The sequence below is a fragment of the Geomicrobium sp. JCM 19055 genome (genome assembly GCF_000698185.1).
GTDB classification, from domain to species: Bacteria; Bacillota; Bacilli; order Bacillales; family Marinococcaceae; genus Geomicrobium_A; species Geomicrobium_A sediminis.
Map to the genome: position 1 here is coordinate 141004 of NZ_BAXL01000004.1, position 12093 is coordinate 153096.

The following is a 12093-nucleotide window of genomic DNA, read 5'->3' on the forward strand; positions in this document are numbered from 1 at the left end:
TAGAATTCGAAACAGTCGTCTCGATCAAATGATTGATGAAGGAAGTAATGTAAAGGCTTCTTTAATGAAAGACACCGTAAAGAAGTTAGACGGTTACCTTGCCGCATGCCAGCTTGGAATTACGATTACTGCACTCGGTCTAGGTTGGTTAGGTGAGCCAGTCGTTGAACGTATTCTACACCCTGTGTTTGAAGCAGTGGGCGTCTCAGATACACTAATTACACCTTTATCCTTTATTCTAGCTTTTGCAATTGTGACGTTTTTGCACGTCGTTTTCGGAGATTGGCACCTAAAACTGCTGCCATTCAGAAGCCTGAAGCCATTGGCTTTTTCTTGTTACGACCACTAAGAATCTTTTATAAATTAGCTTATCCAATTATATTTGTACTCAATGGTGTCGCAAACCGATTTGTACGACTGTTCGGCATACAACCTGCTGCAGAGCGGGAAGAAGCACACTCCGAGGAAGAGTTACAAATTTTACTTACCGAAAGCTTAAAGCACGGTGAAATTAATCAAGCAGAATTTGGCTACGTAAATAACATTTTCGCCTTTGACGAACGAAAAGCACATGAGATTATGGTACCAAGGACAGATATGATCTGTTTGTCGGTCGATGATTCTTTCAAAGATTCAATGGCGATAATTCAAGATACAAGGTTCACCCGCTTCCCAATCATTGGCGAAAGCAAAGACGACATGATCGGCTTTATCAACACCAAGCAGTTTCTACTCTTGAACGTTGAAGAAAACCTTGTGAATCTAAATGAAATCATTCGTCCTGTCTTAACCGTCTCAGATCAAACCCCAATTAAGCGTCTACTACGCAAAATGCAATCAGAAGGCGCTCACTTAGCAGTTTTGATTGATGAGTATGGCGGTACTTCTGGGATGATTACCATTGAAGATATTCTTGAAGAAATCGTTGGGGACATTCGAGACGAGTTTGATGAAGAAGAGATTCCAGAGATTGAACAGATTGCAGACTCTCACATTCTTGTTGATGGAATTGCACTCATTGACGACGTAAATGAGTTTCTCCCAACAAAAATTGATGAGGATGAATTTGATACGATCGGGGGCTGGCTATTCGCTAAAAACCCGAACATCGAAGAAGGACAACGATGGCGCACCGAGGAGCTTGAGATAAAAGTTCTAAAACGGGACGAATATCGCTACCGCAAACTTGAAATCATCTTCACAGAACAATCCATCGAACAATCATAATCATACACAATGTAATAAGCTTCCTCCATTTGGAGGAAGCTTATTTTGTTGTTACCCTACTAAAAAAAACGATGCGAGTGACTCTGAAGTACGGGAACCCCACGTGCTCTGCCCGTTTTTATTTACAGGCGGTTGGACGTCTTTTCTAGTAATGTTTGTCTCTCACTACTTTGCATGAACCGCTCTTGTTGCTCAAACCACACAGCAAACACGTAAATGACCCACAACTTCCTACTGTTATCTTTCTTGCCTAATTGGTGTTCACGCAGAAGTTGCTCTACATAATGAACGTTTACATAATCACCTACATTCGATGCTACAATCCGTTCAACCATCTCCGTTCCTCGATTACCTTTCAGCCATTTGCGTAGTGGGACCGGAAAGCCAAGCTTCGGACGGTGAAGAACATGCGCAGGTACTATGTCTGCAAATGCCTCGCGTAACAACCTTTTTGTTGTCCCTTTGTCGACCAGCCATTTTGTTGGTGTTGCGCGAGCAACGTTATACACTTCCTTGTCTAAAAAAAGGTACGCGCAACTCAAGGCTATTAGCCATAGACATTCGGTCCCCTTTTACTAAAATATCTCCCGGTAACCAAAAGTTCATATCAATGTGTTGCATCTTTTGGACGTCGTTCCAATTACTCGCTTCCTCATAAACGTTACTCAGCTCTTCATACACATCGTAGTTAATCAAACGTTTGTTTAAAACAGATGATTTATCCCCTTGGAATACTTTCGCATTACCAACAAAACGCTCGTTAAGTGGCGTACACGCGCGTTGCACATAATTGATACCATACATCGCTGGTAGTTTAGACAAAACTTGGCGCAATGGTCTTTTTAGCATACGAGGTAAACTCGCTATCGCTTTTAACGCTTCTGGCTCCTGGTAAATTCGATAACCTGCAAACAGCTCGTCCGCTCCTTCCCCTGATAATACGACGGTCACATTCTCCTTTGCCATTTTACAAAGAGCGTATAAAGGAACTGCTGAAGGGTCAGCAATGTTGATTCAGCTTACAGATCACCTCATCAACGAGTTCAAAGTACGTCTCCTCGGATAACGTTTGTTCATGATGAATGGTATCTAGTTGCTTTGCGGTTTCCCGAGAAATCTCACACTCATTCTGCTCACCTTCAAAACCTACCGAAAAAGTATGCAGCGGACCATGCTGACGCATTAATGCAGTAATAATCGTCGAATCGATCCCACTTGAAAGGAAGCTCCCTACAGGAACATCACTTTGCATATGTACGTTTACTGACTCCTCCAAGCTTTCGCGAATTTTTGTTTTCCAATCCTCTCGATCGGTTGGCTCAACTGTTGAAGGTTGCGCGCTCCAATACGTCTTGGAGAGAACTTTCCCGCTAGTCTCTATACACAAATACGACCCTGGTCGAACAGATTTAATCCCTTCAATCATCGTATGTACACCAGGAACATATTGTAAGGTTAAATAGTGCGCATAGCTTTTCGCATCAACCTTCGAACACTCTCTTCGTACCCTTACCAAACTAGAAATCTCCGAGGAAAGAAGAATCCTACCGTCATCAATACAATAATGTAGAGGCTTAATACCAAAAGGGTCGCGTCCTGCAATAAGACGCTTTTGGTGCTCGTCCCATAAAAGAAATGCGAACATCCCCCGAAGCTCGTAAATAAACGCTTCTCCTAATTCTTCATACAGGTGAAGAAGAACTTCTGCATCACTCTTCGTCGTAAACTGATGTCCACGAGCGATTAAATTCATACGTAATTCTTGATAGTTGTAAATCTCACCATTGCAGATGAGGCGAAGTGTTCCATCTTCATTCGTGAGCGGTTGCATGCCTGTTGAAGGATCGATAATCGCAAGTCTGCAAAAACCAAGACCGATGTGATCATCACTCCAGATCGCTTGATCATCAGGTCCCCGATGAATCATTTGCTCATTCATATGTAGTAAATCTTCTTGTATCATTGAATGAACGCTTGTGTTAACAATCCCGTTAATCCCACACATCTTACAATTCTCCTTTTCCAACAGCCTACGAATTTGACTTTCTAATCTTCGTAGTTTGCTACGTTTTAACGTAAAACATGTATAGAAAAAAAGGAATTCTCATCTTTAATGCTACTCGATCACTTTTGAAAAACGAGATACTTTCCTGTAATAAGTTATGGTAAAATACTAATTATACTTTTTAGAAGATTAATACTTATACATAGAGGTGAAGGAACATGATGGAATTCGATCAGTATTATCAGCCTTACGCTTCAAAGCGAACGCCAGTATACAGCACAAAAGGGATGGTAGGAACTTCTCAACCACTGGCAGCTGAAGCTGGCCTTACGATGCTCAAAAAAAGGCGGCAATGCCGTTGATGCAGCAATTGCAACCGCTGCAGCCTTAACCGTTGTTGAGCCGACATCAAACGGGATTGGCGGCGATTCTTTCGCAATTTTATGGCTAGACGGAGAACTTTACGGCATGAATTCAAGTGGCCGTGCTCCTGAAGGCATTTCTATTGAGCTGTAAAGGCGCTTGGACATGAGGATATGCCCCAAAAGGGATTAATTCCGGTCAATGTTCCTGGTGCACCTGGTGGTTGGGCAGCTCTTTCTGAGCGATTCGGGAAACTGCCACTCAGTGAAACCCTCGCTCCTGCCATTGATTATGCGGAGAATGGGTTCCCTGTCAGCCCAGTCGTAGCTCATCATTGGAAGAAAGCCGTTAACACGTATCCTGCTGAAGAAGCTGTCTTTAAGCCGTGGCACGATACATTCACAAAAGACGGACGTGCTCCTGAGGCTGGTGAGATTTGGACTTTACCTGGTCATGCAGAAACACTGAAGAAAATTGCAGAGACGAACGGGAAAGCTTTTTACGAAGGTGAGTTGGCAGAAGCCATCGATGCCTTTTCTAAAGAGCATGGTGGATTTATCCGTAAAGAAGATCTAGCGAAGTTCCAAACCGATTGGGTGACACCACTTAGCGTAAACTACAAAGGCTATGATGTATGGGAGTTGCCTCCGAACGGACAAGGAATTGTTCCTCTTATGGCGATGAACATTTTAAACGGGTTCGACTTACCAGCTAAGGAAACGGTAGAAACGTATCATACACATATCGAAGCTTTGAAACTCGCCTTTGCTGATGGTTTTGAATACATTACAGACCCTGAACACATGTCCATTGACCCGAAAGACCTGCTTACAGAAGAGTATGGAGCAGAACGTCGTGCCCTTATCACCGACCAAGCCATTGATCCTAAAGCGGGCGATCCTGCACGTGGTGGAACAGTCTACATGACCGCAGCTGATGGTGATGGCAACATGGTTTCATTAATTCAAAGCAACTATGCAGGCTTTGGATCAGGTGTTGTGATTCCAAACACAGGAATCTCATTACAAAATCGTGGTTGGGAATTCAAATTAGATGAAACGGCTGCTAACGCGCTAAAAGGTGGCAAACGTACGTATCATACAATTATTCCTGGATTTTTATCAAAAGACGGTGTCCCTGTCGGACCATTCGGTGTAATGGGCGGATACATGATGCCTCAAGGACATCTACAAGTATTAACCAATTGCATCGACTACGGCCTTAACCCACAAGCTGCTCTAGACGCCCCTCGTTGGAAATGGGTTGGAGGAAAGACTGTTGAAGTTGAAGCAAGCTTTCCTGCTGAAATTGCTCGACAGTTAGAACGCAAAGGGCATACAATTAAACCAACGCTCGAATCTGGAAGTTTCGGAAGAGGGCAAATCATTTGGCGTGATCCAGATACAGGTGTACTTGTCGGTGGTACTGAACCACGCGCAGACGGACACATCGCAATTTGGTAATTTAAAGGGCAAGGGGCCATCCCCTTGCTTTTCCTCGTTTATTACTAACATGGAGCTACTCATGAACGCACAAACACAGCTCAACATCTTTATTGCGATGTTTCGAGCGAATATCCTCGGTTACGGAGGCGGTCCTCCAACGATCCCTCTCGTACATAAAGAAGTAGTAGATAAATACAAATGGATGAGTGATGAAGAATTTAGTGATGCAGTAGCGCTAGGCAACACGCTTCCTGGACCAATCATTACGAAGCTTTGTGGGTACATCGGTTATCAAATCGGAGGCACGCTTGGTCTCATCAATGCAATTATCGCAGCTATCATGCCTACGGCAATCTTAACGATTATTCTCGTTGGAACATTATCATCGTTTCGGGACATTCCCTTTGTACAAGGAATGACGTATGCCATTGCCCCTGTTGTTGGGGTATTGCTAATCATCATGACGTATAATTTCTTGAAGCAATCGAACAAAAAAAGCAGGGTTTCTCGGAACGGTACTCTTAACATTCATTAGTTTAATTGTACTCGAGTGGTTAAACGTACACCCTGCAATTCTTATCGTCACTTTAATCGCCATTGCACTGATCCGCAAACCAAAAGAAGAAAAACAACAAGAAAGGGGCGATCACTAATGCTGGAGTTATGGCACTTATTCCTCGCCTTTTTCATTCCTGGAATTGTCGGTTACGGTGGGGGACCTGCTTCCATTCCCCTTATTGAACATGAAGTTGTCAACCGCTACGGTTGGATGAGCACGCAAGAATTCGGTGAAGTCCTTGCTCTTGCCAATGCATTACCTGGACCTATTGCGACGAAGATGGCTGCATTTGTCGGTTGGGAAGTTGCCGGCGTACCTGGTGTCATCGCTACACTATTTGCTACAGTAGGACCAAGTCTAGCAGCGATGTTACTTCTAATGTCCGTCTTACTAAAGTACAAAGATCACCCACGCATGAAAAAAATGACGTCTTACATTCAAGCACCCATTGCTGTATTACTAGGTGTACTTGCTTTTCAATTCTTCGTTATGTCTTGGGAAGATGCTGGTATGATTCAGACACTGTTTATTGCAATCGCTGCTTTACTTCTATTAGAGAAGTTCAAAGTACATCCTGTCATCGTTATTATTGGCTCTCTTATATACGGGGCTATATTCCTATCTTAACTGACATAAGGCGCAGTTAATTAGAATCATCATTATACATTTAATGGAATATAATGCATGCGGAATTCTTTTTGATTTTCTGACTTCTTTATGGTTTAATAAGTATTAGTAAGCCATTCTTGAATATATTTTTTTTATTCACTAGGGGGGCCATTCGGCTGAGAGAAGCGTTGCTTTAACCCTTTGAACCTGATCTGGTTCGTACCAGCGTAGGAAAGTGAAGCTTGTTACGAGAACGCTCTGTGCAATGCACTAGGGCTTTTTTTCGTTTTACGATTAGTCCTTTACACCTAAAACCCTCCATTTGAACATTATTATATGGAGGGTTTAATTTTTCCTATTTCTTTTTCCTTCTATATAGCCAAAACGAGACAATGATCCCGATAGAAACTGGTACAAGAACCGGTGATAATCCCACAACAGTGACAACAATAAATGAGACGACAGACAGTAACGCATTAATTGTACCCGTAAACAAGTTCGTCGCATTTTGCCACGTATTCAAGCTGCTTTGATCTTGCAGTGCGGTTGAACTTTGCTCATAAATATACAAATTTACCGTTGCAAAATCGACTTGATTTTCTAGATAATTCATTCTTCCTTCAATCGTTTCAATTTCTTGTTGAACATTTGCCAAATCCTCAGAGATCGTTAGTAAATCTTCTGTATTCTCTGCAGCTTCAAGAAAGGTTAGCAATCTCTCTTCTACGACCTCTTGAGAACGAAGCCGAGATTCGAGATCGATATATTCTTCGGTCACGTCATTTCCATACGTGGAACGATGCACTAATTCTACGCTAACAGAAACAACTTCATCCAGAAACGATTGGAAATCATCTTCTGGAATACGTACGAGTAATGAACCACTGCGCTCACCTTCTTCGCTCCCTTGAACGCTCGTTTCAACAACATAGCCATCTAAATCCATCACTTTGTTCTCAATTTCATACATCATGTCGTCAAACTCTTCAACAACAACTTCAAGGTGTCCATTTTGTACGACCATACGCTCTGAGGTTTCTACATTGCTCTCTGTCTGGTCGGTCTCTTCTACTTCCATATCTACAGCGTCTTCTTCTACATCTAAAACTTGGTCTGCCATTTCATTCGTATTACTCATCTGCCGAGTTAATTCCGTTGATTGATCTTGATTGCAACCTGAAATGAATAAGAGAACAAACAGTAATGATACAATTTTTAGTGTCACGACTACCCCTCCTTCTCTCTACCTTTGTAGTCGTGTTCTACACTTATATGTTTCATATTTCTGAAAATAATAATAAAAACATCATAAAGGCGCGCTACTCATCTCTCTGAACACAAAAAAACTGAGTAGAGCGTTCAACTACTCAGTTTATACTTCTTAACCTTATCAACTGCCCAGGCTCACCTTCACTTGGGTCCTCTGTACCCATTTCGTCTTCTCCACCATCAATTTATTCATCCGACTGCTCGTCTTGGGGTTCTTCAGCTGAACATGTAGCAGCACTGACGAAAAGTGTACTTACACCAACAACATATGCGTAATTCTTCATTCGACCGCCCCTTTCTATCGTCTACTATTCTCTAAGGCGGGTATACCCATTTTGGACGGTCTTAATCTGATGAACCTATTGATAATAGTACCATCGCCCTTGATGATCTTTTCGTTTAATTTCACCCTTATGTCGCAAATATTCAAGGTGAGCAAGCGTCTCACCAATCGCAAATCTAGACTCATGCACGGTTAACACTTTAGGAAACAACAAATCACACACTTCAAATACTGTCTGATCACTCTTCACATGGGTTAATACTTTTTCAAGACGCTCATCATGATGTTCACGAATTTCTTTGATTCTTGTATTCGCATCATAAAACGGCTTGCCGTGAGAAGGAATCACATACTCAGCATTTAATGCTTCAATTTTCGTTAACGATTGTAAGTAATCATGCAATGGATCTTTACGTCCATGGAACCAATAAGAGATATTCGGCGTAATCTTCGGGAGAATGTGATCGGTTCCAAGCAATACCCGCTTTGATTTATTAAATAAAACAATCAAGCCATCTGAATGGCCCGGTGTATAGATCGCTTCATACTCTTCCTTACCAAACTGGAATGTTTGCCCTTCTTCAATGTAATGGTCTATCGTCGGTAATGGACTAATTCTTGGCACAAAGGAGGCCGTGTTGTCTCTCATTTCCCGTGCTTGCTTTTCTGGAATACCTGCAAATTGATAATTTCGATACATCTCATCTAAGAATTCAGCAGTCCAAGCTCTCAATCCCGCTTCTGCATCCGTCTTTGTCATCCATACTTTCGCATTTGTCTTCTGTTGCAAACCACCCGAATAACCAAAATGATCAGGGTGGTAATGAGTAATGATGATGTTTTTCACATCTTTGCCTTTTAAGGCACTGTCCCAAGCTGCGACCGTATCTTCTTTGTGTAAGCCTGCGTCAATCACAGACCATCCGGTCTCCCCTTCTGCGTAAAACACATTCACATGATTCAATCGAAAAGGTAATTCCAATCGAATCGTTTCAATGCCTAATTCTTCAAGCATGTCATCAACGTCCTCTCATCAATTCTATAGATTGAGCACTTGCTCAGATTCTTAACTAACAGAAAGGCTCAAAGAGTGTCACTTTGAGCCTTCAACGCTTGTCGTTCCTCATTTGTAAACACCCGAGAACGTACGAGAAAACGTCTCCCTGTGGGGTTTTCAAGTGAAAACATTCCACCACGCCCTTTGACAACATCAATAATGAGCTGTGTATGTTTCCAATAGTCATATTGATCTTTAGAAATATAAAACGGGGCCTGTCCAAGATCCCCTAAATAGTAGTCGTGTTTTCCTGGTTTAAATTCTGACTGCGAAAAGCACATCGGTGAACTTCCGTCACAACAACCGCCTGACTGATGGAAAATGACAGGTCCATGCTTCCTTTCTAGTTGATCAATTAATGCAACAGTCGCATCGGTTGCAATCACTTTATGAATATCCACGAGCAAACAACTCCTTGCTTTAGAATAAGCCAGCAGGTGTTTCACTATAGCTCACGAGCAAGTTTTTCGTTTGCTGATAATGCTCGAGCATCATTTGATGATTTTCTCTTCCAATCCCAGATTTCTTATACCCTCCAAATGCCGCATGAGCAGGATACACATGATAGCAATTCGTCCAAACACGTCCAGCTTGTATTGCACGTCCAAACCGATACGCAGTATTCATATCACGAGACCAAACCCCTGCGCCGAGGCCGTATAGCGTGTCATTTGCAATTTCTAAAGCTTCTTCTTTCGTCTTAAACGTTGTTACAGAAACGACAGGTCCGAAGATTTCCTCTTGGAAAATCCTCATATTGTTCTTACCTTTGTAGATGGTCGGCTCAACATAATACCCACCATGATCTGCACTTTCACGACGCTTCCCACCTGTAATAAGCTCAGCACCTTCTTGCTCTGCAATATCGAAGTAAGACATGATCTTCTCAAGCTGCTCTTCTGACGCTTGCGCTCCAATCATTGTATTCGTATCCAACGGGTCACCAGCGACGATTTCCTTTACTCTCTTTAATGCCCGTTCCATAAATTCATCATAAATCGATTCTTGAATTAACGCTCTTGAAGGGCAAGTACACACTTCACCTTGATTGAGCGCAAACATCACAAAGCCTTCAACTGCCTTATCTAGAAATCCATCTTCTTTGTCCATGACGTCTTCGAAGAAGATATTTGGCGATTTCCCTCCAAGTTCTAATGTAACGGGAATAATATTCTCAGATGCATATTGCATGATTAAACGTCCGGTTGTCGTTTCACCAGTAAAAGCGATTTTATCGATTCGATCACTTTGAGCTAATGGTTTTCCTGCTTCAAGACCAAAACCTTGAACGACATTCAACACACCTTTTGGTAATAGATCTTGAACGATCTCTAACCAAATCGTAATGGATGCAGGCGTTTGTTCTGCAGGCTTTAAAACGACACAATTTCCTGCTGCAAGTGCCGGTGCTACTTTCCATGTCATCATTAAAAGAGGGAAGTTCCATGGAATGATTTGCCCAACAACACCTAACGGTTCATGAAAATGATAAGCTACAGTGTCTTCATCAATTTGTGAGATGCCACCTTCTTGCGATCGAATTGCACTTGCAAAATACCGGAAATGATCAATCGCAAGTGGCAAATCAGCGGCTAATGTTTCTCGAACAGGCTTACCGTTGTCCCACGTTTCGGCAACCGCGAGCTTCTCGAGATTCTCTTCCATACGATCGGCGATTTTCGTAAGTATAAGAGCACGATCTGCAACAGACGTTTGCGACCAAGATGCTTTTGCTTCATGCGCAGCATCAATGGCTCGTTCAACATCAGCTTCAGTAGAACGAGCAATCTGAGTAAACGCCTCACCAGTAACTGGTGAGATCGATTCAAAGTACTCACCTTCCACAGGTGCCGTCCATTCTCCCCCAATAAAATTGTCGTACTTGGATTTAAACGCAACTACAGCTCCATCTTGACCTGGTTGAACATAACGCATGAAAAAAACCTCCCTATATTGTAATCGCTTCCATTTCCTATTACATTACTTCTTCTTTCATTACTAGATTCCTGCAAGTAGATAAAAATCTATATATTTATCTGTTAATGTTCGTCTTAAATGACCAAGTGATTTACGCTTTCCTTCTCTATTGACCTAGTTTTTGCTAAAGTAGATATATATTCTACCTTGATTTACAACCGTTTTCGCACATTATGAAGACTCAATTAACCCTAAACGATCGGGAAGCCGGTGATTACAACAATAGAAAACACACGAAGGTGAGGTGAGCCTGTTACTAACCAAAAGCGACGATTGCCTATAACCTCTAAAGAGTTCCTAGACTTGCACCGCATCCGCGCAGTTTATTTAGAAAGTAGAGGTTCGTTGTGGCATGAAGAGATTAGTAGCAGGATTGGACGATGGTTAGCTTATTATTAGAAGGAGGAGGAAGCCGAGGCGTTTATACGTCTGGTGTTTTACGCTATTTCATGGAGAATAACGTACAATTCCCCTATGTTATTGGCGTGTCCGCTGGTGCATGTAGCGGCTCTTCTTATATTTCAAATCAAATCGACCGCAATCACACCGTTAACGTTACGTATGCTTCCCACCCGGAATACCTTTCGCTACGTAACTATGTAAAAAATCGACAGTTGTTCGGAATGGATTTTCTGTTTGATCGCTTGCCCAATGAATTAGTGCCTTTTAATTTCGGTGCTTACGAAGATTCGAGACAAGAGTTTGTCATCGTTACAACCGACGTATCAACGGGAGAAGCCGTCTACTATCGTAAATCACACTTCCCTAAAGATGTATTAACCCTGTTACGTGCGTCAAGCTCCTTGCCACTCGTTGCACCCGCTGTCTCTTTTCAAGATCGCCTATTAATGGATGGTGGCATTGTCGACCCAATCCCAATTGCTAAGTCGATTCAAGACGGTAATAAAAAGCATGTCGTCATTCTTACCCAAAAGCGAGGGTACTTTAAGAAACGACAATCATTCTTATGGTACATAAAAAGCAAATACAAACACTACCCTCACCTGTTACGGGCGATTGAAAATCGACATGATGTTTATAATCAATCGTTACAGCAACTAAAGACAGAAGAAGAAAAAGGAAATGTTCTCATCATTAGCCCGTCAAGGGATTTAGACATCGGACGTGTAGAGAAGTCCGTAACCAAGTTGCAGTCCGTCTATGATCTTGGTCTTAAGGACGCCAAAGGTTTACACAAGAAGTTAGAAGATTTTATAGCTTACCCATAAGCTTTTACGTAGATCACGAGAGTTGTTTGCCTTTTGTTTAATGGTTTGAGTCTAGAATTAGGATGGAAAT

The 12093-nt window shown here is 42.2% G+C and carries 11 protein-coding genes, 2 pseudogenes and 1 riboswitch; of the genes and pseudogenes, 6 read left to right on the forward strand and 7 right to left on the reverse strand.

Annotated features, from left to right (window positions below):
* Positions 1-28 precede the first annotated feature (28 nt).
* Positions 29-666 (forward strand): annotated as a pseudogene (locus tag JCM19055_RS31315) (CNNM domain-containing protein); the annotation flags it as partial.
* 33 nt (positions 667-699) lie between these two features.
* The gene (locus tag JCM19055_RS31320; protein ID WP_370543011.1) at positions 700-1227 is read left to right on the forward strand and encodes a transporter associated domain-containing protein; all 528 of its coding nucleotides are present in this window, start codon (positions 700-702) and stop codon (positions 1225-1227) included.
* 122 nt (positions 1228-1349) lie between these two features.
* On the opposite strand, the gene JCM19055_RS22865 is transcribed toward JCM19055_RS31320, so the two are convergent.
* Genes JCM19055_RS22865 through asnB form a run of 3 tightly spaced genes read right to left on the reverse strand, consistent with a single transcriptional unit; the run spans position 1350 to position 3232 of the window.
* Positions 1350-1736 (reverse strand): asparagine synthase-related protein, encoded by a 387-nt coding sequence (locus tag JCM19055_RS22865; RefSeq protein WP_052365961.1) that lies wholly within the window; start codon positions 1734-1736, stop codon positions 1350-1352.
* Positions 1729-2193, reverse strand: a complete 465-nt coding sequence (locus tag JCM19055_RS22870; RefSeq protein ID WP_081833462.1) for an asparagine synthase-related protein — start codon at positions 2191-2193, stop codon at positions 1729-1731. Before JCM19055_RS22870 ends, JCM19055_RS22865 begins: the two co-directional genes overlap by 8 nt.
* Positions 2194-2227: 34 nt before the next feature.
* Positions 2228-3232, reverse strand: a complete 1005-nt coding sequence (gene asnB, locus JCM19055_RS22875; protein WP_052365963.1) for an asparagine synthase (glutamine-hydrolyzing) — start codon at positions 3230-3232, stop codon at positions 2228-2230.
* Between the two features lie 221 nt (positions 3233-3453).
* Between asnB and JCM19055_RS05240 the strand changes: the two are divergent.
* The 3 genes and pseudogenes from JCM19055_RS05240 (at position 3454) to JCM19055_RS05250 (ending at position 6226) form a co-directional block, all read left to right on the forward strand.
* A pseudogene (locus JCM19055_RS05240) lies at positions 3454-5058 on the forward strand (gamma-glutamyltransferase family protein).
* A 61-nt stretch (positions 5059-5119) separates the two neighbouring features.
* Positions 5120-5575, forward strand: coding sequence for a chromate transporter (locus tag JCM19055_RS05245; RefSeq protein ID WP_370543008.1), 456 nt, complete (start codon positions 5120-5122; stop codon positions 5573-5575).
* A 120-nt stretch (positions 5576-5695) separates the two neighbouring features.
* Positions 5696-6226: a chromate transporter gene (locus tag JCM19055_RS05250; protein ID WP_152549768.1), complete on the forward strand. Its 531-nt coding sequence runs from the start codon at positions 5696-5698 to the stop codon at positions 6224-6226.
* Positions 6227-6359: 133 nt separating this feature from the next.
* Positions 6360-6459, forward strand: a riboswitch (TPP riboswitch).
* A gap of 104 nt (positions 6460-6563) precedes the next feature.
* Here the strand turns inward: JCM19055_RS05250 and JCM19055_RS05255 are convergent.
* The 4 genes from JCM19055_RS05255 to JCM19055_RS05270 all read right to left on the reverse strand — a co-directional run bounded on the left by JCM19055_RS05255 (position 6564) and on the right by JCM19055_RS05270 (position 10752).
* A complete protein-coding gene (locus JCM19055_RS05255) occupies positions 6564-7433 on the reverse strand; it encodes a DUF4349 domain-containing protein (RefSeq protein ID WP_042358853.1) in 870 nt (289 codons plus the stop codon).
* A gap of 403 nt (positions 7434-7836) precedes the next feature.
* Positions 7837-8775, reverse strand: coding sequence for an MBL fold metallo-hydrolase (locus JCM19055_RS05260; protein ID WP_042358854.1), 939 nt, complete (start codon positions 8773-8775; stop codon positions 7837-7839).
* 68 nt (positions 8776-8843) lie between these two features.
* The gene (locus JCM19055_RS05265) at positions 8844-9218 is read right to left on the reverse strand and encodes a DUF779 domain-containing protein (RefSeq protein ID WP_265181836.1); all 375 of its coding nucleotides are present in this window, start codon (positions 9216-9218) and stop codon (positions 8844-8846) included.
* 19 nt (positions 9219-9237) lie between these two features.
* Positions 9238-10752, reverse strand: coding sequence for an aldehyde dehydrogenase family protein (locus tag JCM19055_RS05270; RefSeq protein WP_042358856.1), 1515 nt, complete (start codon positions 10750-10752; stop codon positions 9238-9240).
* Between the two features lie 422 nt (positions 10753-11174).
* Between JCM19055_RS05270 and JCM19055_RS05275 the strand changes: the two genes are divergently transcribed.
* Entirely contained in the window at positions 11175-12023 is an 849-nt protein-coding gene (locus JCM19055_RS05275) for a patatin family protein (protein ID WP_042358857.1), read from the forward strand.
* Positions 12024-12093: the final 70 nt, after the last annotated feature.